The organism is Streptomyces yerevanensis (assembly GCF_000716805.1).
Classification (GTDB): Bacteria; Actinomycetota; Actinomycetes; order Streptomycetales; family Streptomycetaceae; genus Streptomyces; species Streptomyces flaveus.
Map to the genome: position 1 here is coordinate 13,428 of NZ_JNWJ01000031.1, position 23,447 is coordinate 36,874.

Below are 23,447 nucleotides of genomic sequence, written 5' to 3' on the forward strand. Positions count from 1 at the left end.
GCCGAGGCCGGACAGCCGTCAGAAGGCGGGAAAGGCCCAGCCCGAGGGGTGGAACGGTGCGCGCTCGCCGCGGAAGGCGAGTGAAGCGGCGGTGGCAGCGCCCGGCCGCAGTTCCTCGACGCGCCCCGCGGCGGCCAAAGACGACAGGGTGGTGCCGCCCAGAAACGCCGCGCCCAGTTCCGCGGAAGTCACTCGCAGGTCGGCCCTGGCCCGTGTGGGTTCACACGTGACGGAGTCGCCGTCGGCCGACAGGTGGTGGCGTCCGGCGTTCCAGGGGCAGAACGTGTCCTGGACCTCCAGGACCAGATCCAGCGGAGTCGAGTAGCGGCGTGCTGTCAGCGCCCGGTCGACGTCCACCAAGCGGACCCAAAGGTTGTCGGTCACTGTGGTGCGGGCCGCGCGCGGATCGGCCAGCAGATGCTTCAGCGGTTCGTCGACAGCGCCGTCATAGGCGAGGCCGATGTGGGCATCGAGGTCGATGAGGAAGCGCCACAGTGCGGAGTACGACGGTCGGGAGGCGGCCGCGACCTCGATGACCTGCACCAACCCCGGCTTGGAGCGGTAGACGGCATAGCCGGTGGCCTCTCCGCCGGGCTCCAGATGGACGGCGAAGCGCAGCGCCGTACCTCCGTCGCGTGCGCGCTCGCCGTCGGCGAGCCGCGCCTCCCAGAACTTCCCCGTCCGGTCGACCCACCCGACCGCAGTACTGCGCACGGCCTCGTAGACCTTCTCCAGCAACGGCCGGGCCTCCTCTCGGCCGAGCAGGCGGACCATCCCGTCGCCGAGGTCGGTACCGGGACGCATGGCCATGAACCTCTTGTCTCCCCGGACCTCGGCCACGTGGCTGGCGATGCCGTACCCGAAGCGGCCGTAGATCGTGGCTTCGGCGGCATTGAGGGCGGCGACCGGCTCGCCGCCCTCGTCGTGCAGGTCGGTGAGCTGCTTGCGCATCATCGCGGTGAGGATGCCGCGACGCCGGTGGGTGGGCAGGACCGCGACCAGCGTGACGCCGGCGACGGGCGTGACCCCGCCGGGGACGGTCATGACGCGGCCGTAGATCGATGCGCCGCCGACAATCTCCTGACCGTCGTAGGCGGCGATCGTGCGGTCGGGTTCGAGTGAGGATGCGGCGTTCCGAAGACCGCCCTCCTGCCAGTCCTGGCCATAGGTCGTGGTGACCGTACGAGCCCACGCGTCGAGCTCGTGGGCGGCGATGGTCCGCACCGGATAGGTCGCTGTCATGCTTCGAGCGTGGCCGGGTAAACAGCCGCGGCACATCGAGCGATCTCCCTATTTATATGCTGGCACCGTGGTGGCGCAGCGCGTGGTCAGTCCGGTGTTCGTCGGCCGGAGCGAGGAGTTGTCAAAGCTGGCGGCGGTTTTGGACGCCGCTGTCGAGCAGGGGCCGGCCGTGGCGCTGGTGGCCGGGGAGGCCGGGATCGGCAAGTCACGACTGCTCGCCGAGTTCGCGCGGTCGCTGGACCCGGGGGTGCGGGTGGTCGGGGGCGTCTGCGCGGAGCTGGGTCGTGACGCCTTGCCGTACGCACCGTTCGTGACGGTCCTGCGCGCACTGATCCGGGTCGATGGCGTGACGCCCGGCCCCTACCGCCGGCTGGCCCGCTGGTTCCCCGAGCTCGGCGAGACGGGCGACGACACCGAAGGCGGCAAGCATCTGCTGTATGAGGAGGTGCTGACGCTGATCGAGCGGGTGGCCGCCGGCCAGCCGCTCGTCGTCTCGATCGAGGACCTGCACTGGGCAGACGCCGCCACCTGCGAACTGCTCGGCTTCCTGGCCAGGAACCTGACCCGGCCCGGGGTGCTCCTCGTGATCACCTACCGGCCGCCCGAAGTCGGACCGCTGCTGTCGGAGCTCGCCCGCCGGCCGGGCACCGCCCGGCTGCGGCTCGACCGCCTCGACGAACTGGACGTGGGCCGCCAGCTGGCCGCCATCCTCGGCACCGAACCGGACCCGGCCACCGTGGGCCGCGTCCATGAACGCAGCGACGGCAACCCGCTGTTCGTCGAGGCGCTCGCCCGCGCCGGCGAGCGGACCCCGGACGGCGCGCGCGACCTGCTGCTGGACGGCCCGCGGTCGCTGCGGAGCCCAGCTCGCGAGCTGCTGCGCATCGCCTCCGTGGCGGGCGGACGGCTCGCCCACCGCCTGCTGGCCGAGGTGGCCGGGCAAGACGGGGCCGAGCTGGATGCCCTGCTGCGTGAGCTTGTCGACCGCAGCCTGCTGGTCACGGCCGACGACGGTTATGCGTTTCGCCACGCCCTGATCCGGGACGCGGTGTACGAGGACCTGCTGCCCGGCGAGCGTGCGCGCCTGCACGCCCGCTACGCCGAGGCCCTGCGCGACTGCGGTGCCCCGGCGGAACTGGCCGCGCACGCCCACGCCGCCGGGGATCGCGGCCTCGCGCTGTCGGCCGCCTACCTTGCCGCCGGCCAGGCACGCAGGTCCTACGCCTACGCCGAGCAGGTCCGCCTGCTCGGCATGGTGCTCGACCTGTGGGATCCGGCCGTCCGGCTGGGCACCGACCGGATCGGCGTGCTGACCGACGCGGCCGAGGCATGCATGCTCAGCGGCGACTACGCCCGCGGCATCGAGCACGCGAGCGCCGGGCTGGCAGCAGTGGACGAGCGGCGCGAGCCCGAGCGGGCCGCTCTGCTCCTTGAGCACCGGGGCAGGCTCCGGCACCGGCTGAACACCACCGGTGTCTCCGACTGGGAACACGCCCTGGAGCTGCTACCTCCCGGCAGCTCCCAGCGGGGCCGGCTGCTCGGCGTACTGGCGATGGGCCTTCTGCCCGAGGTGGACCGGGCCCGCGAGCCGTTCGAGGAGGCGCTTGCCGTCGGCCGGGCCACCGATGACGCCACGGTCACCATCCGCGGGCTGCTGGGCGTCGCACTCATGACCAGCGACCTCGGAATGCTGACCGAGGCTCGCGCGCTCGCCGAACGGCTTGACAGCAACGACCTGTTCATGACCGTGCCCATGTACGAGGCCACGCTGCACACCAGAGCGGGCGACCACCATCGCGCCATCGAGGTCGCCAGCGACGGGATCCGCCTCGCCCGCCGATACGGGCTGGGCCGCAGCCGTGGAGCCGAGCTTGCCTGCTACGCAGGACGCGGCCTGATCCTGGCCGGGCGGTGGGACGAGGCAACCGCCGTGCTGGAAGAGAGCCTCCGGGCGGACGCACCACCGCAGTCGCGGCGGGGCCTGCGCACCCTCGTCGGCTATCTGTCGCTGCTGCGCGGTGACCTGGCGGCGGCCGAGGCCGCGGCAGACGTAGAGCGCTCCGACAGCGGAAGCCTGTTCTCCCGCCATCAGTTGCTGTGCCTGCTCGCCATCGCCCAGGGCGATCCGGAGCGGGCCGACCTGCTCCTGGACCGGGCACTGACCGACCCGGCGCTCACCCGGATCCACAGCAGCGACGCCCGGCCGGTCCTGGTCGCCGGCGCCCTGGCGCAGCGCGCTCGGCTGTCCCCACGCGCCGGCAGGGAACTACGGGAGCGGGTCGTGGCCCGGCAGGCCCAACTCGCCGCGGCCGACGCCGCGCTCGGCGTGGACGGGATGCTCGACCGGGCCTGGCAGACCATGCTTCGGGCGCTGATCGAGGACGACGGCTGGGACCGCGCGGTGGCTTCCTGGCGTCAGCTGCGGCAGCCGTACGAGCTGACGCTGTGCCTGTTCCACGGCGCGCGCACCATGCTGGCCGCGGGCGACCGGCCCGGCGCGACGGCCCGCCTCAGGGAGGCCGCTCGGCTGGCCGAAGACCTGCGCGCCGCGCCGCTCGCCCGGCAGATCACCCAGCTCCTGCGGCCGCGGCCCACCCAGGACGGGCTCACGGAACGTGAGCATGAGGTGCTCCGGTTGATCGCCGAAGGGCTGAGCAACCGGCAGATCGCCGCCCGACTGCACATCTCGCCGAGCACGGCGGGCGTGCACGTCTCCCACATCCTGACGAAGCTGGGCGCGGCGACGCGCACCGAGGCCGCGGCCATCGCCTTCCGTGAAGGACTGACCGGGTCCCGCCACGACGACAGGTGACGAAGGGGCAGGTTTCCCAGCATGGGAACACCGACCGCATCGGCACACGTCGGCTCAGTCGGCTGCGCCGGGCTCCACGACCCACTCGGCCTTGAGCCCGCTCACCGAGGCGATCATGTCGAAGTCGCCGGCGTAGTGCAGGACCGTGGCCCGGCGCCGTTCGGCGGTTGCCGCGATGAGGACGTCGGCCAGCGACAGCGCCCGGTGAAAGCCGGCGTTCAGCGCCAGGCCCTGGATCTCGAGTGCCCGCTCGAACTCCTGATCGTTGCAGGGCAGGTAGTCGAAACCGCGGAGCAGGGTACGCAGTCGCAGCGCCTCGGGCTTGCCGCGAGCCGAGTAAAGAACCTCGTACTCCGTCGGGGCGCAGACCACGAGGAGCCCGTCGCGGTCCAGCACATCCAGCCTCGCCCGCACCGCCGGCTTGCCCCGGCGAGCCAGCGCTGACTTGTCGATGAGATAGCGCCCCTTCACGCCGCCGAGGCCCCGCCCTCACGCTTGAGCGTGCCGTCCGGATTACGCGGCCCGGTCTGCGAGCGGATCTCCGCGAACGCGTCCTCGAACTCCGGGCGTGAGTAGTTGAGGTACAGGAAGTAGCGCTGAGATTGATCATGGTGCCGGGGTGGTGGCTGGCACGTCGGCAGTCTGCTCGTCGTGCCCGCGGAGCATCCGCATGACGGTGGCGGGTGAGGGGTGCTCGCCCTTCTTCTTGCCGGTGGTGATGACGAGCTTGGCGGCGATGTCGCGCAGGCTCAGGCCCTGCTCGCGCAGGCGGAGGGCTGTGTCGAGCATGTCCGGGTCGGTGACCCCGGCGCCGCCGATGGTCTTGCCGCGCTTGCGGGCGGACTCGTGGCCGTCGAGGGTGCGGTCGCGGATGTACTCGCGTTCCATGCCGGACAGCGCGGCGAGCACGGTGAAGACGACGCCGGAGGGGTCGTGGGAGCCCTTCAGTTCCCCGGTGAGGAATTCCAGGCCGATGTCGCTGGCCTTGAGCTCCTCGGCGAGGGTGGCCAGTTCGATGCCGCGGCCGAGCCGCTTGTGCTCGTGGACGACGAGGGTGACGGCGACGCCGGAGGTGCGCATCTCCCGGGCGAGGGCGACGGCGGCCTCCAGTTCGGGGCGCGTGCGGGCGCGGGTGGAGATCTTCTCAGAGAAGACCCGGGTGACCCCGGCCTCGGCGAGGGCGTCGAGCTGGGAGTCGAGGGACTGGCGGGTGGTGGAGGCGCGGGCGTAGCCGATGCGGGCGTGCCCGGTCAGCTGGGTGCCAGCGGTGCGGGGCCGCGGTAGCTCGATCCAGGCGGAGCCGGGCTTGCGCACGGGCGGGGTGGGCACGTTCAGCGCCTTCGCCAGCGAGGGCACGAGGCGGAAGCGGGCGGTGTGGTACTGGATCGCCACCTTCCCCTTCAGGGTGCGGCAGGGGGAGCCGGGCGGCGCGGTACAGGTCGACATCGGGCAGGTGTTGGCTTCCACGCGCAGGTAGTCGTCGGTCACGCCCGGAGCGTTTCATGAGGGTGTTTCAGACGTCTAGCCGTTTGCAACAACTCATGAAACATGACCGCCGCAGGTGGACCTCTGGACGGCGGGGTGTTTCATGAGCGACCACCTATGAAACGCAGGCGCCGCGCCTGGCCGCGGTCGGCGTCGGCTCACCACTGGGTGATGAGCGGTGTGTCCGGTCCGTGCTGCCCCCAGGCTTCGGTGAGGCGGATGAGACGGGCGGGGGCGGCGATGCCGCGCACGGTTGCGATCTTGCCGCCTGTGATGTCGAACGTCACGGCGCCGACGACCTTGCCGTCGGGCACGAAAAGGATGGCGGGGGCGCCGTTGACGAGCGCGTAGTGGACAGCAGAGATTCCGCCGGCAAGTCGCTGTTTTGCGGGCGTGGACTTGAAGCCGGCCCGTGCGATGGCGGCGATGCGCTGCGGAGTGTCGTACCGCAGCAGCTTCTCGGTCAGGCCGGCACCGTCGGAGATCGCGGTCGCGTCGTCGGTGAGCAGCGCCACCAGGCGTTCGGTGCGGCCCGAGGTCGCAGCGGCGAGGAATTCCTCGACGATCTTGCGGGCGGATGCCGGGTCGACTTCGCCGCCGCCGCGGCGCGCGGCAGTGATGCGGCGCCGGGCCCGGTGGAGGTGCTGCTGGCTTGCGGAATCGGTGATGTCGAGGATCTCGGCGATCTCGGCGTGGTTGTGGGAGAACGCTTCGCGCAGGACGTAGACGGCCCGCTCCAGCGGTGACAGACGCTCCATGAGGGTCAGCACGGCCAGGGAGACCGATTCACGCTGCTCGAATGTGTCGGCCGGGCCGAGCATCGGGTCGCCGTCGAGGAGCGGTTCGGGCAGCCAGGCACCGACGGTGCGTTCGCGGCGGGCCTGCGCCGAGCGGAGCCGGTCGAGGCACAGGTTGGTGACGACCTTGGTCAGCCATGCTTCCGGCACCTTCATCCGCTGCCGGTCGGCAGCCTGCCAGTGCAAGAACGCATCCTGCACGGCGTCTTCCGCGTCGGCGGCGGAGCCAAGCAGCCGGTACGCCAGCGAGGCCAGCCGGTTCCGGCTGGCCTCGAACCGGCTGGTGTCGAAGCGATCACTGGCGGTGCTGTCCACGCGGAACACCCTAACTAGACGGCTGCGCTGGCACGCTCTCGGCGGACCCGGCGGACCCGGCGGACCCGGCGGCCAGGCGGCGCTCGCGCCTGGGTCGACCGCCGGCCAGACAAAGCGCGACACCGAATCCGAGCCAGGTCATGAGCACGAGGACGGAGTGGGTGGAGCCGTGGCCGTCGAAGAAGGCTGTGGAGCGCAGCAACTGGCCGCCCGCCCCGGGCGGCAGCAGCTGGCCGAGCGTGCCGGACCAGCCTGGCAGCATCTCGGGTGCGGTCGAGGTGCCTGACAGAGGGTTGCCGATGAGCATCATGATGACGGCGCCGAGGCCGAAACCGGCGTACCCGAGCTGTGACTCCAGCCCGATGATGGTCAGGGATGTGGCGGCGATGGCCAGGGCGATCGCGCCGGTGTTGGCCAGGTAGGAATCGTCCAGCGAGCCGAGCCAGAACTGCAGGATCGCTGCCACGGCCAGGCCTCCGGTGATCGCGAAGGTGAGTGCCCCGGCGACCTGGCGGGCGATGCCGCGGACGAGCCTGGTCAGTAGCAGCGCGGCGAGCAGACCGCCCATGACCAGGGGCAGGGCTCCGGCGGCCAGGCCGGCGCCGCGGGGGTCGTCGGCCGGCAGGGCGACGATGTCGCGGACAGGGGACGTCTTGCCGGCGCCCTGCGCCTGACCGAGCCCCACCGCGACGCCCTGCAGGGTCTGGGCGACCGCTGCGCCGGCGGCCGAGGCCGTGATGACCTGCGGAGCGCCGGAGCTGACGTCTATCGCCCCGTACACCTCCCGGTCGCGGATCAACCGTTCGGCGGCTGAGGTGTCGGCGACCTCGGTGATCGCGAAGCCGCCCGGCAGACGTTGGTCGAGCGCGGCGCTGACCTGCTTGACCGTGGCGGGCGGTCCGGCGACGGCGATCGGCACGTCGTGCACATGCGAGCGCACTGACGGCCAGGCGAAGGCGGTGAGCAGCACACTGAGGAGTGCTGTAAGCAGGACGACTGTCCTGGCCACCGTCGGCCAGGACGACGGAAGGGTGTCGGCTACGCGTGGGGCCGGAGTATCCATGCGTCCTCCTCGGACGGAGAAATTTCTTTGCCTGGTGACGGGGGGCTGGTTGCACACCCCGCGGGTCAGCAGTGGCTCCGCCCGGATGCTGGTCCGGCCTCGCAGGTGGGCGGCCGGTATCTGGCCCAGTGCCGGGGTGCTCAGGCGCGCACAGGATGGGGCGCAGGTGATCCGCCCCTGGCCCTCCGAAGCGACTGGTGTCGAAGCGCTGTGGCAGTGCTTGCCCCCGGCGGCTACGCGGCCGCCTTCTCTGCGGACACATCCGGTACGGCGACCAGGCGGCGCTTGCGCTTGGGCAGGCCGAAAGTCGGGTGCGAGGTGGTCCACAGCGACATCTTGAGGATGCCCGCCTTGATCCGCGCGGCCTTCCTGCCGCCCACGTACTTCGGCTTCGCCTGTGCTTCGCCGTCGACCATCTGCAGGATCCCGTCCCGCCGCCCGAGGCTGATGTGGTTGCCGTGGTAGTCCAGCTTGGCGTTAGGGATCTTGCGCCCGGTCAGGCGTGCCACGATCGCGGCCGTTGCCTGCATGCCGGTGTAGCCGGCCGAAGCGCAGGACATCGGCAGCGGCCGGCCGTTGTCGCCGATGGCGTAGGCGCTGTCGCCCACGGCGTACACGCTCGGGTGCGAGACCGACCGCATGGTGCGATCGACGACGATCCGACCGTTGTCGGTGACCTCCAGCCCGCCGGCGGCGGCGATGGCGTCGACCGCGAACCCGGCCGTCCACACGGTCGCGTCGGACGCCAGGACGGTGCCGTCGGCGCACAGCACCCGCGCCGCTTCGACGGCTTCGACGCTGGTGTGCTCCAGGACGGTGATGCCCAGCCGGCCACAGGCCTGGCGCAGATGGCTGCGGGCTCCGGCGGAGAGCGGGGCGCCCAGTTCGCCACGGGCGATGAGCGTCACCGACAGGCCGGGCCGGGATTCGGCGATCTCGGTGGCGGTCTCGATGCCGGTCAGCCCGTCGCCGACGACCAGCACACTCCCGCCTTCGCATCGCTTGCCCAGGCTGTCCAGGCGCTCGCGCAGGCGCAGCGCCGCCGGACGGCTGGTGACATGGGAGGCGTGCTCGGCCACGCCGGGGACGCCGTGGTCGGCGACGCGGCTGCCGAGCGCGTAGAGGAGAGTGTCGTAGCTGAGCTCGCCGCCGCCGTCGGCGTCAGCCACGGCGACGACCTGCCGCTCGGGGTCGACGGCGGTGACACGGGCCAGGCGCAGCCGTATCCCCGTGCCCGCGAAGACGTCGGCGAGCCGCGGAGCCTCGATCTCCTGGCCGGCCGCGAGCTGGTGCAGCCGGAGCCGCTGGACGAAATCCGGCTCAGCGTTGACCACGGTGATCTCGGTGCCTGCCGGGGACAGCCGACGGGCCAGGGTCCCGGCCGCGTAGGCCCCGGCATAGCCGGCGCCGAGGACGATGATGCGGTGCTTCATGTGATGCTCCTGTCGGTTCGCTGGCTCCCTGTCGGTGACTTGAGCGGGACAGCGCACCGATTTCTGACAGGAACTACATGTGGTATGGGTCACAGAGGGGTAGGAGTGTCGCCCGCCGATGCTCGCAACGTCGAGGCGGCGCGGATGGGACCTCCGCGGGCGCGTGATGGCCACGGGTCACTGAACCTGCGACGCGGCGACCGCTTCTCCGCATCTGCATCTGACCCTTGCCAGGCCGGCTCGGGTGTCGGCATCGTCAAGATCCTCGAAGACCGCCACGGCGACACTTACCCCGACCTGCCCTGGGAGCCCAAGGCCGCCTTCGCCGCAATCGCCGACCACTTCCGCGACTGAGTCCGCTTGGGATCAAGGCGTGGGGGACGGATGAGGCCCTGGAAGTCCTTCATCGTTTCTCCGTGCTCGATCGGTCGGCAGTGTCTGCCGGGGGACGGGGTACAGCGGCGGCCGCCCCAGGTCGAGACGCTTGTCCCCGGAGCCGGGTAGGCGGACCATCGCCGGCTGTGCCTCCCGCACCGGACGCCCCGGCACCTTCATCCCCACTGGGGCGGCGCCGGGCCGGCTACTACTACAGCCCGGCTCCGGGGTCGTCCGTGTCCGCAGTCCGCAGCGGCCGGTGTCCCCGGTCGTCGAGCTGGGCGAGTTCGCGCTCGTAGTCGACGGTGATGGAGCCGTAGTAGTTGACCACCGAGCTGCGGGCCGGGGAGATGTGTGCCAGCACCTCGGCGTCCACCTCGCGGCCGGCGGTACGGAGTTCATCGACGGCCAGGCCCATGTACTCGGTGTGCCAGCAGACCACGCTGTTGGTCACGACGGTCAGGCACCATGCCTGCTCGTTCTGCTGCTCGGGCTGGCGGCGGGTGACCTTGCCCTCGCGGGCGTAGTGGAGCTGGCGGCGCAGGGCGTGCAGGGACTCGCCCTTGTTCAGCTGGCGGGCGATCTTGCGGCGGTAGCCCTCGTCCGACAGGTACTTCGCCGCATAGATCGTTCTGCGGATCGCCCCGTACTCCTTCAGCGCGGCGGCCAGCGCGTTCTGCCGGGAGGACGCGGACAGCTTGCCGACGATCAGAGAGGCGGTGGCGTGTCCGTACTTCAGCGAGCCCGCCAGACGGAGCAGGTCGTCCCAGTGGTCGGCGACCAGGTCCAGGTTGGCCTTCTTGGTCAGCAGCGGCCCGGCGGTCGGGAAGCGTTCCTCGTAGTCGGCCTTCGCGCCCATCCGGTACAGGGTGATCTTGCCCAGGTCGCGGATGCGGGGCGAGAGCTGCTTGCCGACCAGGTCGAAGTTGACCAGGGTCACGCCATGCGTATCAGTCGCGTGCTCGCTGATCGGCAGGTCGGTGGCGTTGCCCAGGATCTCGTCCAGCACATAGTGGGCCTCGCGGTGCGTGGCCACGATGACCTTCGTGCCGAAGGTGGAGTGCTGATCGGAGACGTGGGTGTAGGTCGAGATGCCCTCCGAGACGAAGTACTTGTTCAGATGCCGGGCGGTGATCGACTTGCCCCGCGTCGGGAACCGCTGCCCGTCGGAGGACGACAGCGTGCCGGAGCCGAACATGGTCGTCATCGGCAGTCTGTGGTGGTAGTTGACCAGGCAGATGTTGGCCTCGCGCAGCGTCTCCTCCCGGATGTACCACTCCGCGGTCCACGCCAGCACGTCGTACGGGATACCGCAGGACGCGGCCATCCCATGCAGTCCGAGGTTCGTGGAGAGCCCGATCAGGCAGGCGATCAGGTTCCTTTTGAGTTGCGGGGAGCGGGCCTGTTTGCCGCCGGCATGGGTGAAGCAGTCCAGGAAGCCGGTGTGCCGGTCCATCTCCACCAGCAGCGAGGCGATCGGCACGTTCGGCAGCATCTTCTCCAGTTCGCCGTGCAGCTCCTCGGCCTCAGACGGGATGTCCTCCGCCGTCAGCGGCGAGATCACCAGCTCACCGGCGTCGTTCAGCCGCACGGGCCCGTCACCGTGCTTGAGGACCCCCTCCAGATCAGTGAGGGCCTCGTCCAGCTCGTCCATCACCAGCGGCAGGGCCTCGGAGAAGTCGGGGCTCTTGCCGACCAGGCGGCAGAACTCGGCCCGGTGCGTTTCCCACTGGGCGGGCTTGAAGAGGTAGGCGGCTGGGTTGTCGTAGCGGCGGGAGCCCGGCACGTACACGTCCCCGCTCCGCAGGCCGTCGCGCAGCGCGAGCAGCGTGCACAGCTCCCAGTAGTGCCGGTAGGCGGTCGCGTCGCCCTTCGCCGCGGCCTCGTCGAGGTAGCCCTGCCACCGGGTCGGCACGAACAGCGTGGGGGCGTTGTCCGGGACATTGCGGGCGCCGGTGGCGTTCAGCTCCCGCAGGATGCCCAGGGCCTCGATCAGCGGCTTCGCCTCGGTGCCGCCCTTGAACCGCACCGTCTCCAGGACCTTCGGGGCGAACTGCCGGATGTAGGTGTAGGAGCCGTCGAGCAGCGCCAGGTGCCCGTGGTCGCGCGGCAGCCGCACGGTGGCCCCGGCGTGCGCGGCCCGCAGTCGGCTCATGCCGATCTTCCCCCGCAGCAGCGTCCCGACCTCCTCGTCCGGAATACCCGTGTCCGCGAGAACGGGCAGGATCTCGTCCAGCAGAGCGAGCCGGTCCTCCGACAGTTTGGCCCGCTCGGCGAGCACCTCGCGCAGCTTGATCTTCGCCCGCGACTCCGAACCCGACAGGGTCTGATCGAACAGCTGCACCACCGAGTCCAGGACATCGACCGCGGACTGCGCCAGCAGCGTGAGCAGGATCGGGTGACGCCGGTTGGGCTCGCGCCGCACCAGGGCCTGCGCCGTCAGACGGCGGCCGATCTGGGCCAGGTAACGGCGGCGTTCGGCGGGCAGCGCGGACAGATCCAGCACGTCGGCGCCCAGTCCCCGCAGGAACAGCAGCTTCTCGACCTCGCCCTTCACACTCGTCGGCGACCCCTGCACCGGTCCCGTCACCATCCAGTGCAGCCGCGTCGAGCCCAGCGTCGGCTCGACCACCAGCAACCCGTCCAGCCCCCGCACCCGCTCGCCGGTGAGCAGGTGCGCCACCCGGCCGTGGGTCTCCTTCTCCGCGGCCTGGCGCGCGGTGCCGACCTTCTCCAGCAGCGAGACGACACCCGGCCGGATCACCTTCGCCGAGCGCAGATACTCACACCCCAGCCGGAACAACAAACTCGGGGAGTCGTGCTCCATCGCGCGGGCCAGCAGGAACTCGTCCAGCTCCTTGAACTCGATCGCTTTCGCGGGCTTCCACGACAGGTACCCGGCAATCTCCCGCAAGTGATCCGTGCGGGTCTGCCCGCGCTCCCCATAACCCGCCACGTCGGCGACGGCGACCCCGAGCTGCCTCGCCAGACGCCCCACCGCCGCAGGCGGAGCGGAGGGCACGTCGTCAGGAACGAACCCCAGCCAGGGCAGAGCCGAGAGCTGCACCGCGGCGCCGAGTACGTTCTGGGCCCGGCGGAACTTGCCGAGGAACGCCTGATCGGCCGAGGTGAGCGTGAAGTAGCGGATCAGCTCGTCCTTGCCGATCGCAGGGAAGGACCGTAACCCCTCCAGCTCCTCATCAGAAAACACCCGCGTGGCCATCGGCCCCTCCCGCCCCATTCGATCAGCACAGTCGGGCACCACCGATACCCGGCCAGGCGGCGCGGGCAGACGAAAACCCCCGAACTGGCCTCTCCAGAACGGGGGTTGCTCTACTCTTCCGCACTCGTGACGCGAGCTGCTCCCTCATCGCACAGGTTCACCATGGTCGGGTCGGCCTTGATCCGCTTCGAGCGCCGCACCGAACACCGCGGCCGGCAACCTATCCGGCCACTCCTCGGACTCGAATCAGGCCAGATCGGGAGCCGCTGCACGGCATAGCGTTGTTTTTTCGGCGAGAACTACTGGGACCCCGGGGAGGAAGGGACGCCGAACAGCTCAGCCGATGGCTGCGCGAACATCCGGGGAGTTGGGGTCGTCTGTCGCGACGGATCGCTCGCAGGGTATCGCCGACGGTGGCCCCGCAGCCGTCCAGGTCAGCGACCGTTTCCATCTCTGGCAGGGCCTGTCCCGCAAGTGCAACACCTGTGGCGCTACCGCTGATTCGAGTGGTTCCGGTTCCACCTCTGCACCAAACGGCATGCGCCAGAGAATCCACCCTGACCAGGAAGCGAGTCCTGTTCTGAGCTCCACCCCCGCACCACCTTCGCCGAGATTGCAGCGCTGTTCGCCGTCACGGACGAAGTCCTCGGCGAGGCTCGGCGCATCATCGACGGCCTGTTCCCGCACGAACAGAAGAGGTTCGCCGACCCGTTGACGTGTCTGCCGACGAAAGGCAATGCGTTGCACCGATGAATCTCGGCGACAGGAAGGGCCTGGGCGAGATTACCCCGCAATATGTCCAGCCCGTTCGAAGCGTGACAGCTTGCCACCGAATAACGGCAGGTGGACATTCCGTCCGACGGCTATCGGAGCAGGCGGGCGTGCCTGGTCCTGGAAGACGGCATCCCGCAGGACTGCTCGCCACCAAAGCGAAGCTTATGAAATTTAATCGCACCGCTTATTTCACTTATGGAAGGATGCTAGGTGGTGAGCAGAATGCCACTCGAAGTCGATGTGAGGAGCGCGGCGATGAAGACGATCGGGCTGATCGGCGGGATGAGCTGGGAGTCGACAGCGGAGTACTACCGGTTCTTGAACGAGTTCACGCGCGACCGACTTGGCGGGCTCCATTCAGCCCGATGTGTGATCTATTCGGTGGATTTCGCAGAGATTGAGCAGTTGCAGGTCCAGGGACGCTGGGCAGATGCCGGCGAGATCCTGGCCGCGGCCGCTCAGTCTCTGGAGGCAGCCGGCGCTGACCTGGTGCTCATCTGTACCAACACCATGCACAAAGTCGCCGACGTTGTCGGGGCGGCGGTGTCCATCCCGCTCCTGCACCTGGCCGACGCCACCGCAGACGCCGTACGGGCATCGGGCCTGCGCCGGGTCGGCCTGCTGGGCACGGCATTCACCATGGAGCAGGACTTCTATCGTGGCCGCCTCGAAGCGGCCGGGCTCGACGTCCTCATCCCGGATACCGACGGGCGCGCGCTCGTGCACGAAGTGATCTATGAGGAGCTCTGCCTCGGAATTGTGCGGGACGAATCGCGCACTGCTTATCAGAAGGTCATCAAGGACCTCGTTGCTGCTGGCGCGGAAGGCATCATCCTGGGCTGCACTGAAATCGAGCTTCTCATCGGCCCTGGGCACAGTCCCGTTCCGGTCTTCCCCACCGCAAGAATTCATGCCCAGGCAGCCGTAGACGCAGCTCTTCCGGTGGCTCTCTTCGGGGCAGACGCCGTGTCATCACGGTGACCGCGTGGCTCAGGTGACCTTGGTGGCGTCGAGTCGTTCCGGGTGATGTGGCAGAGTCTGGAGTACCTGCGCTGGCGAAAGCAGTTCGGCGACGACGGTCCTGATGCGTCCTCGTAGCCAGCCCGGACCACGACGCCTCATGGCCGAGAGCTCAGGCGGCCTGTGCCAGGTAGTACGGGCTGACGTCGCACCGTTCGGCAGGCCGGGCCTTGCGTCGGGCAAGCCGCCTCGTCATCAAGGTGACGGCCGCCCAGGTGATCAACGACTCGCTGACCTGAGGCAGGCGTTCGTGGTCGCGGCAGTGCCGGCGAGCCCTCATGATCCACGACCACGATCGTTCGACCACCCAGCGGCGGGGAAGCACGACGAAGCCCTTCGCGTCCGGCGGGCGCCGCACCGTCTTGATCGTGATGTCTAGGGACCTCTTGGTGGGACTGCTGACCGTCAGTACCAAGTGGATCAGTCGCGTTGGGCCTCGCGGGAGGCCGGTTGTCCGCTTCTGCGGGAACTTCGGCGGGTGATTCGCCTGGTCATGAGGATGATCGCGGCCCAGGTGATCAGTGACTCCGAGTGCTGGACGAGCCGTTCGTAGTCGCGAGCGTGCCGACGGGCGTGCATGACCCAGGCGTGGGAGCGTTCGACGACCCAGCGCCGGGGCAGGACGACAAATCCGGGGTGTTCTTCGGGCGGCTGACGGTCTTGATCGTCAGGTTCAGGTACGTCTTCGCCCAGGTCACGAGCTGTCCGGCATAGGCGGAGTCGGCCCAGACGATGGTGATTTCGGGGTGCATCAGCCGTAGCCGGAACAGCACTTCCTTACCGCCCAACCGCCGGAGGCACCCGGCGGAGCGCTAAGCGTGGCGCAAGACGGCCAGCAACTCGTCCACCAGCACTTGATCGCGAGGCTGCGTCAGCCGCTCCGCGGCGGCAGCCGGTGGCAGCCAGTGGACGCGGTCGACCTCGTCGTTGGGCGTGAAGTGGCCCTCGGTCGCCTCGGCCGCCCAGTAACTGACCTCCTTGGGGCGGCCGTTGGCCAGATAGCGCACCGTGGGCAGCCGGGGGCCGGGTGCGCAGCCGAAGCCGGTCTCCTCCTCGACCTCCCGTACCGCCCCCGCGAGCGGGTCCTCGCCGTGCTTCAGCTTGCCCTTCGGATGGGACCAGTCGTCGTACCTCGGCCTGTGGACCAGGCAGATCTCCAGTTCGCCGTCGACAGGCGAGCGGCGCCACAGGACGCAGCCCGCCGCGAGAACGGGGTTGTCGTCGGTCGTCTGCACAGTCCCTCCCTGGGTCACGAAGTACCGACTGTCTCCCTCAACCAGGCCCGCTGGAACGCGAACCGGGCCGCTTCCACCTCGTGTCGCTGATCTGCGTGCAGCACCCCGAGCGCGTATGCCGTCGCCGGGGCTATCCGCGGAGTACGGGCCGCTGATGCCGCCGCCGTGGCCGCCTCCGCCGCGTCACGGTGCCGGTCGAGGGCCTGGCCCGAGTCCAACAGGCGTACGTCTACGGGGGCTTCGGTGCCGTACAGAACCTCACGGGCGTAACGGTGCAGGCGCAGCAGGAGGCGGACCTGGTGCCAGGGGGCGTCCTGGGGGTGCGGGGCCGGGTCCGCGGAGAGGCCGTGGACGAGGGCTTCCGAGTTGTACGGGTGGCCCGCGCTGACCAGGGGCAGTTGGGTGATGGCGTCGGTGAGGCGGTCCTCCGCGGCTGCCGCGAGCGGCTTGAGGTCGGCGGTGGTCGCGGCCGGACTCAGCGGGACCTCGCTGGCCAGCACGGCGACGTTGTCCGCGACGGCGTGGAAGCGGCTCGAGCCGAGTGCCTGGAGGGCCGCCGAGTGTGCACGCGTGCGGGCCAGGGTCAGCTGGCGTTCCAGGAGGGCGCCCGCTTTTGCCGCGCCCACGGTGAGGTTGCTCTTCTCCTCGCGCGCCCCCGACGGCACCTGGGCCGGAATCGGGGACGAGCCCGACAGCCGGTGCAGCGCCTCCAGAAGCCGGTCGAGGCGCGCCCCGTACGCGTGCTCGCGCGCCAACGTGCCCGACAGCCAGGCCAGTTCGGGGCGTATGCCCTCCGACCAGTCCGTGTCCAGGAGCGGGCGGAAGGTGTGGAGCGTGCCGCTGATGCGGCGGGCCGAGCGGCGCAGGGCGCGGGCCGCGTCGACGGTCTCCTCCGCGCCGTTGCCGTTGCCGTGGGACGTCGTGCCGCCCGTCTCGCGGTGCTGGCGCAGCGCGCGGAGGAACTCCGTGGCCTGGGCCTGGAGGTAGGCCTCCAGGGTGTCCCCGGCCACGGAGCCGGCCGCAGGGTCAAGGTGTTGCTTTGCCACGCCGGCGCCTCCGGGCGTCAATGAGCGTCTCCTGGACGTTGCGCAACTGCTGGCCGTCACCGTCGGCCGCGTGGCGGGTCCACTCGCCGTCGGGGCCGAGGTGCCAGGAGGAGGTCGTGTCGGACATGCCGGTTTCGAGGAGCCGGTTGAGCGAGGCTCGGTGGGCCGGGTCCTTGACCCGGACCAGGGCCTCGATCCGGCGGTCGAGGTTGCGGTGCATCATGTCGGCGCTGCCGAACCACACCTCCGGCTCGCCGCCGTTGCCGAAGGCGAAGATGCGGGAGTGTTCGAGGAAGCGGCCTAGGACGGAACGTACTCGTATGTTCTCGGACATGCCGGGCACACCGGGCCGCACCGCGCAGATGCCCCGCACCCACACGTCCACCGGGACGCCCGCCTGGGAGGCGCGGTAGAGGGCGTCGATGAGTGCCTCGTCCACCATCGAGTTGACCTTGATACGGACGTACGCGGGACGTCCGGCGCGATGGTGCTGTGCCTCCTTGTTGATCCGCGCGATCAGGCCGTCGCGCAGGGACTTGGGGGCGACGAGGAGGCGGCGGTAGGTCTCGCGGCGGGAGTAGCCGGAGAGCCGGTTGAAGAGGTCGGAGAGGTCCGCGCCGACCTGGGCGTCGGCGGTCAGCAGGCCGAGGTCCTCGTACAGGCGGGCCGTCTTCGGGTGGTAGTTGCCCGTGCCCACATGGGAGTAGCGGGCCAGTGTCTCGCCCTCCTGACGGACCACCAGCGACAGCTTGCAGTGCGTCTTCAGGCCGACGAGCCCGTACACGACATGGCAGCCCGCCTCCTCCAGCTTGCGGGCCCACTTGATGTTGGCCTGCTCGTCGAAGCGCGCCTTGATCTCGACCAGGACGAGGACCTGCTTGCCGGACTCGGCGGCGTCGATGAGGGCGTCGACGATCGGCGAGTCGCCGGAGGTGCGGTACAGCGTCTGCTTGATCGCGAGCACGTCCGGGTCGGACGCGGCCTGCTCCAGGAACGCCTGCACGGAGGTGGAGAAGGAGTCGTACGGGTGGTGCAGCAGGACGTCGTGCTCACGCAGGGCGGCGAAGATGTCCGGCGCCGACGCCGACTCGACCTCGGCGAGATCGCGATGGGTGCCCGCGACGAACTTCGGGTACTTCAGCTCGGGCCGGTCGAGACGGCTGATGCCGAAGAGGCCGGTGAGGTCCAGGGGTCCGGGCAGCGGGTACACCTCGGCCTCGGAGACCTTCAGCTCACGCCTCAGGAGATTGAGGACGTACGGGTTGATGGACTCCTCGACCTCCAGGCGCACCGGTGGCCCGAAGCGGCGCCGCATGAGCTCCTTCTCCAGGGCCTGCAGCAGGTTCTCGGCGTCGTCCTCCTCGACCTCCAGGTCCTCGTTGCGGGTGACCCGGAACATGTGGGTCTCCAGGACCTCCATCCCCGGGAACAGCTCCTCCAGGTGGGCCGGCGCGGAGATCACGTCCTCCAGGGGGACGTAACGGCCGGGCGAGGCCTCCAGGAAGCGGGACAGCAGGGGCGGGACCTTGACGCGGGCGAAGTGGCGGTGGCCGGAGATCGGGTTGCGGAGGTCGACCGCGAGGTTCAGGGACAGGCCCGAGATGTACGGGAAGGGGTGCGCCGGGTCGACCGCGAGGGGGGTGAGGACCGGGAAGATCTGGTTGCGGAACAGCGTGAAGAGACGGGCCTGCTCCTTCTCCGTCAGCTCGCTCCAGCGGACCAGGTGGATGCCCTCCTCCGCGAGCTGGGGGGCCACGTCCTCCTGGTAGCAGGCGGCGTGCCGGGCCATGAGCTCACGGGAGCGGGCCCAGATCATCTCCAGCACTTCGCGCGGCTGCAGGCCGGAGGCGGAGCGGGTCGCGACGCCGGTTGCGATACGCCGCTTCAGGCCGGCCACGCGGACCATGAAGAACTCGTCCAGGTTGCTGGCGAAGATCGCGAGGAAGTTCGCCCGCTCGAGGAGGGGCGTGTTCGGATCCTCGGCGAGTTCCAGTACGCGCTCGTTGAACGCGAGCCAGCTGCGCTCCCGGTCCAGGAAGCGGTTCGGCGGGAGCTGGGGGCCGACGCCGTCGGTCTCCTCGTACGCGTCGAGGTCGGCGTCGAGGTCGGGCTCAAGGTCGGAGACCACGGCCGACACGGTGTGCGGGCGGTGCGCGGCGATGGAGCCGACGGAGGGCTGGGCATGCTGGACCTGGATGTCGGGCTGCGTCATGAACCCATTGTTCCGCGCCGGAACGGAAACGGGCGCGTCAGAAGAAGCGGGCGGGAGCGCGGCGACGAACTGGAGGCCCCTGTTCTCCTGTACGGGCGAGGGCTCGTTCTCCGGGGGAGGCGAAGGCTCGGGGACGGAGGGGTTCATTGGCTGAGCGTCGCAAGCTTGTCTGAATCGATGGTTACGGCGACATGACGTGCGGGATAGCGGGGGGAGGCCCCCGGACGTCTGCACGTCCGGGGGCCGGGTACGCCCCTTACCCCCGTAAGGGGCGTACGGGACAGGGGTGGTGGGTGGGATCAGGCTGTCCGGCGGCGCAGGAGCCAGAAGGCGGTGGCGGTGGCGAGGGCGGCGACGGCGAGGACGATGCCGGTCTCCACCAGGTGGAGGGGCCAGAAGTGGGAGCGCGGGTGGTAGGTGGCCCAGAAGTCGGTCAGACCGCTGCGTTCCATGCAGTTCCGCACGTCGGCGGCGCTGTCGGAGCCGACGCAGGCGAAGTTGTTGCCGACGTGCTCGCCGGTGGTGGTGACGGCGCCGTGTTCGAGGGCCGCGGCATCAGGTGGGAGGTTGAGGGCCGTCGGGCCGGTGACCGTGTCGGCGGGCCACAGGCTCGGCCGGTACTGGGTCAGCACGATGTAGAACACCAGCGTCGCGGCGAAGGCCACGCCGGCCGCGGGCAGGGCCTTTCTGGTGACGAGCCCGGCGAGCGCGCCGAGGGCGAGGCCCGCGAGGACGTAGGCGACGGCCACAGGGCCGGTGGAGGCGTAGGTGGTCGGGTGGTACCAGTCGTTGGTCGGAATGCGGTTGCCGTTCGCCAGCGCCCAGTTGTTGAGCAGCACGGCCCAGGTGATCCCGGCGGTCAGCAGGAGCGCCGGGACCGCGAGCTTGGCGGCCAGCCAGCGCATGGGGGTGACCGACTGGGTCCAGGCCAGCCGCGCGGTTCCGCTCTCCAGCTCGCGGCCGATCAGAGCGCCGCCCGCCCAGGCGGCCACCGGGACCATCACGAACGTGATGCCGGGCGCGATCATTTCCATGATCTCGCGGTAGGTGTCGTCGGCGGTGATCGTCTGGATCGTGGAGCAGTCCGACAGGCTCGAGCCCGGCAAACCGCAGGCACCCATGTCTGCCAGGGCCGCCTCCCTGAGGATGTACGCCCAGACCAGACCGGCCGTGACGGCCATGAGCCCGGCGGCCCACAGGTACAGCGCCGTGCGGTGCAGACGCAGCACTGCCCAGGTCAGGCCGCGTGGAGCGAGACGTACCTGGCGCCGGTCGGTGGCCGGGACGGCGGCGAGAGCGGTCATGCGACGGCCTCCTGGGTGTCGGCGGGGTCGAGGACCAGTGCGGGGGCGTCCGGGCCGCGGAGGTGGGCGAGGACCAGCTCTTCGAGGGACGGCTCGGCGGTCTGCCAGGCGCCGTCCAGCGGTCCGGCCGTGCGGACGAGGGCGGAGAGATGGCGGCCCGTGGTGCGGGACTCGACGACGGTGTGCGGCGCGAGGGTGTCGAGGGCGCCGGCCGGGCCGGTGAGCAGGGTGTGCGCGGCGAGCAGGTCCTCCAGCGGGCCCGCGAGGCGCACCCGGCCGGCGCCGAGCAGCAGCAGGTAGTCGCAGGAACCCTCGAGTTCGGCGACCACATGCGAGGACATCACCACCGTGGTGCCGTTCTCGGCGGCCTCGGCGAGCAGGGTGCCCATCAGCTCATGGCGGGCCAGCGGGTCGAGGTCGGCCATCGGCTCGTCCAGGAGCAGCAGTTCGGGGCGCTTGCCGAGCGCGAGGGCGAGCGCGACGCGGGTGCGCTGGCCGCCGGAGAGCGCACGCATGCGGGCCTTGGGATCCAGGTCCCCCTGCCTCACGATGCGTTCGGCGACGGTCGCGTCCCACCGGCCGAGGTTGAGCTCCTGGCCGAGGCGCAGCGTGTCCGCGACGGTGAGCTGCGGGTAGAGGGGCTTGTCCTGGGCGACGTACGCGATGCGCGGGCGGGCCTCGGTGGGGTGCGTGCCGAGCACGGTGAGCGAGCCCTCGGTCGGCCCGAGCAGTCCGGCGGCGACGGCGAGCAGCGTGGACTTGCCCGCGCCGTTGGGGCCGACGACCGCGCAGACGCGTCCGGCAGGGAGCCGCAGGGTGCAGTCGCGCAGCGCCCACTTTCCTCGCCGCCCGAACCGTTTGCTCAGCGCGGCCGCCTCGATGGCGGTGTCGGTCATGCCGGTTCCCCCTTGTTGTTCTTGAACCGTTGGTCGCCGTTGACCTGTTGGTCGTCGTTGAACTGCTCGTCGAGTACGGCGGTGAAGAGCGCGGCCACGTCGTCCCGGTCCAGGCCCTCCGCGCGGGCGCGGGCCGTCCAGTCGGACAGCTCGGCCTTCAGCGGCGAGTCCGCCGGGGCGGCGCCCAGGGAGCGCCGGACGAACGTGCCGAGGCCGCGCCGCGCCTCGACCAGGCCCTCGCGCTCCAGTTCGCGGTAGGCCTTCAGGACGGTGTTCGGATTGATGGCGGTGGCCTCCACGACCTCGCGGGCCGTGGGGAGTTTGTCGCCGGGTTCGAGCAGGCCCAGGCGGAGCGCCTGCTTGGTCTGCTGGACGATCTGGACGTAGGTGGCGACGCCAGTGCGCCGGTCGATGCGGTACGCGACCACTCGGACAACCACCCTTTCACTAATTGAGTAGTGAAAGGGTGGTGTAAGACACGGGTTCATGTCAAGCAGAAGCCGGTGCCAAGGTTTTCCGGAACGCCGTGAACCGATCGGCGGGGCTCGTCCGATGAAGGGTCGTGAGGGAAACGAGAAGCGACGGAGAGCTGCTGCGGGCCATCGCGGCGGACGGGAACCGGCGCGCCTTCGAAGAGCTGTACCGGCGGTACGCGCCCTGGCTCGCCGCGCGGCTGCGCGGCCGGTGTTCGGACGCCGGGATAGTCGACGACGTCGTACAGGAGACCTTTCTCGCGGTGTGGCGGGGCAACGCCCGCTACCGCGAGGAAGGCGACGTGGCCGGCTGGCTTTGGCGGATCGGGTCGCGTCGGCTGATCGACGTCCTGCGGGGCGACGGGGCGCGGGGGCGGATGCGGCAGGCGCTCGCGCGGCTGCGGCACCGGGACGAGGTGTCCGCGGAGGAACGCGTGCTCGCGGGGGTCGAGCACGGAGACCTCGCGGGCGCCCTCGTCCGGCTGTCGCCGGAGCTCAGGGCGGTCCTCCAGGCCACCGTCATCGACGGACTGACCACCCGGGAGGCGGCCGTCCTGCTCGGCATTCCGCCGGGGACGGTCAAGACACGAGCCCTGCGGGCCCGGAAGCAGCTGCGGGAGGCGCTGGCATGAGCGACATGAGCAATAGCGACATGAGCAATATGGACGGCACGAGCGGCATGAGCGGCATGACCTGGCATGTGGCGGAGGACGACCTCCGCGCCTATGTACGGGGCGAGTTGGCGCCGCCCGTGCTCTGGGCGGCCGACACGCATCTCGTCGCCTGTGCGCCCTGCCGGGCGGCGCTCGCCGAGGTGAGCGACCCGGTCGCCCTGGACGAGGGCTGGGAGCGGCTGGACGCCGAACTGGACGCGCCGCGGCTCGGGTTCGTCGAGTCGCTGCTCGTACGGATCGGGGTCGCCGACCACACGGCGCGACTGCTCGCCGCCACGCCCGTGCTGCGGCTGTCCTGGCTGGGCGCGGTCGCCGCCTTGCTGGTCATGACGGTGGTGGCCGCCAACTCCGTAGGGGCGTCGGAGACACCGACGCTCTTCCTCGCCCTCGCGCCGCTGCTGCCCCTCGCCGGGGTCGCGTTGTCCTACGGGCCCGCGCTGGACCCGACGTACGAGATGACCGTCGTCGCTCCGATGCACGGCTTCCGCCTGCTGATGATCCGCACGCTCGCCGTGCTGGCGGTCGGGCTCGGCCTCAACGGCCTTGCGACGCTCGCGCTCCCCTCGTACGGACTGCGGGCCCTGGCCTGGCTACTGCCTGCGCTCGCCCTCACCGCGGCCGGGCTCGCTCTGGCCCCCCGGCTGGGGCCGGTCCTCGCTCCTGGGCTGGTCGCCGGGGCGTGGGTCGCGGTGCTGGTGATCGCGGAGGCGCAGACCGAGGGGACCCTCGCGCCGTACACGGCGGCCGGGCAGGGTGTGGCGGCTGTGGTCTCCGCGTTCGCCGTCGGGCTCCTCTATCTCAGCCGCGACCGTTTCGACTCGACTTCCGCGCGCACACCGTTCGCGGGCTTTCAGGATGGAGGTGCGGCGTGATGTCCGACGCCACTCGCAGGAGGCTCAAGCTGCTCAAGGCCGCCGCGCTGATGGTCGCCTCGGGCGTCCTCCGACTGCTGCAAGTCGTCGCCGTCGTGGTCTCGGGGACATCCCGCCAGGGGGCCTCCTCGTCCTCGTCCTCCTCCGACAGCGGAGGCGACGGATGAGAGCCGCCGCTGCCGCTCTCCGGCGCCGC

General features: G+C 70.4%; 19 protein-coding genes and 2 pseudogenes. 6 read left to right on the forward strand and 15 right to left on the reverse strand.

Annotation, left to right across the window (positions count from 1 at the left end; genetic code table 11):
• Positions 1-18: 18 nt before the first annotated feature.
• A complete protein-coding gene (locus OP79_RS28995) occupies positions 19-1,242 on the reverse strand; it encodes a GNAT family N-acetyltransferase (protein ID WP_033324334.1) in 1,224 nt (407 codons plus the stop codon).
• Between the two features lie 67 nt (positions 1,243-1,309).
• On the opposite strand from OP79_RS28995, the gene OP79_RS29000 reads away from it, so the two are divergent.
• On the forward strand, positions 1,310-4,054 hold the full coding sequence (locus OP79_RS29000) for an ATP-binding protein (RefSeq protein WP_169786224.1): 2,745 nt from the start codon (positions 1,310-1,312) through the stop codon (positions 4,052-4,054).
• Between the two features lie 54 nt (positions 4,055-4,108).
• On the opposite strand, the gene OP79_RS29005 is transcribed toward OP79_RS29000, so the two are convergent.
• The 5 genes from OP79_RS29005 to OP79_RS29025 form a co-directional block, all read right to left on the reverse strand.
• Positions 4,109-4,525, reverse strand: coding sequence for a PIN domain nuclease (locus OP79_RS29005; RefSeq protein ID WP_033324336.1), 417 nt, complete (start codon positions 4,523-4,525; stop codon positions 4,109-4,111).
• Positions 4,526-4,660: 135 nt separating this feature from the next.
• The gene (locus OP79_RS29010) at positions 4,661-5,542 is read right to left on the reverse strand and encodes a recombinase family protein (RefSeq protein WP_033324337.1); all 882 of its coding nucleotides are present in this window, start codon (positions 5,540-5,542) and stop codon (positions 4,661-4,663) included.
• A 155-nt stretch (positions 5,543-5,697) separates the two neighbouring features.
• The gene (locus tag OP79_RS29015; protein ID WP_211270883.1) at positions 5,698-6,651 is read right to left on the reverse strand and encodes a sigma-70 family RNA polymerase sigma factor; all 954 of its coding nucleotides are present in this window, start codon (positions 6,649-6,651) and stop codon (positions 5,698-5,700) included.
• A 10-nt stretch (positions 6,652-6,661) separates the two neighbouring features.
• Positions 6,662-7,714 (reverse strand): ABC transporter permease, encoded by a 1,053-nt coding sequence (locus OP79_RS29020; protein WP_051744999.1) that lies wholly within the window; start codon positions 7,712-7,714, stop codon positions 6,662-6,664.
• A gap of 233 nt (positions 7,715-7,947) precedes the next feature.
• Positions 7,948-9,147 carry an NAD(P)/FAD-dependent oxidoreductase gene (locus tag OP79_RS29025; protein ID WP_033324339.1) on the reverse strand — a complete coding sequence of 400 codons (1,200 nt, stop codon included), beginning with the start codon at positions 9,145-9,147 and terminating at the stop codon, positions 7,948-7,950.
• A 105-nt stretch (positions 9,148-9,252) separates the two neighbouring features.
• Between OP79_RS29025 and OP79_RS29030 the strand changes: the two genes are divergently transcribed.
• Complete coding sequence (locus OP79_RS29030) at positions 9,253-9,501, forward strand: hypothetical protein (RefSeq protein ID WP_033324341.1); 249 nt, start codon at positions 9,253-9,255, stop codon at positions 9,499-9,501.
• A 232-nt stretch (positions 9,502-9,733) separates the two neighbouring features.
• On the opposite strand, the gene OP79_RS29035 is transcribed toward OP79_RS29030, so the two are convergent.
• On the reverse strand, positions 9,734-12,745 hold the full coding sequence (locus OP79_RS29035) for a Tn3 family transposase (RefSeq protein WP_033324342.1): 3,012 nt from the start codon (positions 12,743-12,745) through the stop codon (positions 9,734-9,736).
• Between the two features lie 1,029 nt (positions 12,746-13,774).
• Between OP79_RS29035 and OP79_RS29040 the strand changes: the two genes are divergently transcribed.
• Positions 13,775-14,500 (forward strand): aspartate/glutamate racemase family protein, encoded by a 726-nt coding sequence (locus tag OP79_RS29040; RefSeq protein ID WP_033324344.1) that lies wholly within the window; start codon positions 13,775-13,777, stop codon positions 14,498-14,500.
• 175 nt (positions 14,501-14,675) lie between these two features.
• Here OP79_RS29040 and OP79_RS55430 read toward each other — a convergent pair.
• From OP79_RS55430 to OP79_RS29080, 8 genes and pseudogenes are all read right to left on the reverse strand, one after another.
• Positions 14,676-14,927 (reverse strand): annotated as a pseudogene (locus tag OP79_RS55430) (transposase); the annotation flags it as partial.
• 86 nt (positions 14,928-15,013) lie between these two features.
• Positions 15,014-15,318: pseudogene (locus OP79_RS56480) on the reverse strand (transposase); the annotation flags it as partial.
• Positions 15,319-15,351: 33 nt separating this feature from the next.
• A complete protein-coding gene (locus OP79_RS29055) occupies positions 15,352-15,774 on the reverse strand; it encodes an NUDIX hydrolase (protein WP_033324345.1) in 423 nt (140 codons plus the stop codon).
• A gap of 14 nt (positions 15,775-15,788) precedes the next feature.
• Entirely contained in the window at positions 15,789-16,820 is a 1,032-nt protein-coding gene (locus tag OP79_RS29060) for a CHAD domain-containing protein (protein ID WP_033324438.1), read from the reverse strand.
• A complete protein-coding gene (locus OP79_RS29065) occupies positions 16,801-19,179 on the reverse strand; it encodes an RNA degradosome polyphosphate kinase (protein WP_078492071.1) in 2,379 nt (792 codons plus the stop codon). Before OP79_RS29065 ends, OP79_RS29060 begins: the two co-directional genes overlap by 20 nt.
• Before the next feature lie 152 nt (positions 19,180-19,331).
• A complete protein-coding gene (locus tag OP79_RS29070; protein WP_033324347.1) occupies positions 19,332-20,336 on the reverse strand; it encodes an ABC transporter permease subunit in 1,005 nt (334 codons plus the stop codon).
• Entirely contained in the window at positions 20,333-21,232 is a 900-nt protein-coding gene (locus OP79_RS29075; protein WP_033324349.1) for an ABC transporter ATP-binding protein, read from the reverse strand. The genes OP79_RS29070 and OP79_RS29075 overlap by 4 nt, the downstream gene beginning before the upstream one ends.
• Complete coding sequence (locus OP79_RS29080) at positions 21,229-21,660, reverse strand: GntR family transcriptional regulator (RefSeq protein WP_033324351.1); 432 nt, start codon at positions 21,658-21,660, stop codon at positions 21,229-21,231. Before OP79_RS29080 ends, OP79_RS29075 begins: the two co-directional genes overlap by 4 nt.
• Positions 21,661-21,794: 134 nt before the next feature.
• Here OP79_RS29080 and OP79_RS29085 point away from each other — a divergent pair, with 134 nt between their 5' ends.
• From OP79_RS29085 to OP79_RS55435, 3 genes are read left to right on the forward strand one after another with little or no spacing between them, the layout of a single operon-like run.
• Positions 21,795-22,337, forward strand: coding sequence for an RNA polymerase sigma factor (locus OP79_RS29085; RefSeq protein WP_033324352.1), 543 nt, complete (start codon positions 21,795-21,797; stop codon positions 22,335-22,337).
• 56 nt (positions 22,338-22,393) lie between these two features.
• Complete coding sequence (locus tag OP79_RS29090; RefSeq protein ID WP_033324439.1) at positions 22,394-23,251, forward strand: hypothetical protein; 858 nt, start codon at positions 22,394-22,396, stop codon at positions 23,249-23,251.
• Entirely contained in the window at positions 23,251-23,418 is a 168-nt protein-coding gene (locus OP79_RS55435) for a hypothetical protein (protein WP_157857380.1), read from the forward strand. Before OP79_RS29090 ends, OP79_RS55435 begins: the two co-directional genes overlap by 1 nt.
• Positions 23,419-23,447 lie beyond the last annotated feature (29 nt).

What these genes read in the sequence shown, in the direction of transcription:
- OP79_RS55435 (WP_157857380.1), top strand. Translation starts at nt 23,251, where the DNA reads ATGTCCGACGCCACTCGCAGGAGGCTCAAGCTGCTCAAGGCCGCCGCG.
- OP79_RS29035 (WP_033324342.1), bottom strand. Translation starts at nt 12,745, where the DNA reads ATGGCCACGCGGGTGTTTTCTGATGAGGAGCTGGAGGGGTTACGGTCC.
- OP79_RS29090 (WP_033324439.1), top strand. Translation starts at nt 22,394, where the DNA reads ATGACCTGGCATGTGGCGGAGGACGACCTCCGCGCCTATGTACGGGGC.
- OP79_RS29025 (WP_033324339.1), bottom strand. Translation starts at nt 9,147, where the DNA reads ATGAAGCACCGCATCATCGTCCTCGGCGCCGGCTATGCCGGGGCCTAC.
- OP79_RS29075 (WP_033324349.1), bottom strand. Translation starts at nt 21,232, where the DNA reads ATGACCGACACCGCCATCGAGGCGGCCGCGCTGAGCAAACGGTTCGGG.
- OP79_RS29070 (WP_033324347.1), bottom strand. Translation starts at nt 20,336, where the DNA reads ATGACCGCTCTCGCCGCCGTCCCGGCCACCGACCGGCGCCAGGTACGT.
- OP79_RS29020 (WP_051744999.1), bottom strand. Translation starts at nt 7,714, where the DNA reads ATGGATACTCCGGCCCCACGCGTAGCCGACACCCTTCCGTCGTCCTGG.
- OP79_RS29040 (WP_033324344.1), top strand. Translation starts at nt 13,775, where the DNA reads ATGAAGACGATCGGGCTGATCGGCGGGATGAGCTGGGAGTCGACAGCG.
- OP79_RS28995 (WP_033324334.1), bottom strand. Translation starts at nt 1,242, where the DNA reads ATGACAGCGACCTATCCGGTGCGGACCATCGCCGCCCACGAGCTCGAC.
- OP79_RS29065 (WP_078492071.1), bottom strand. Translation starts at nt 19,179, where the DNA reads ATGAACCCCTCCGTCCCCGAGCCTTCGCCTCCCCCGGAGAACGAGCCC.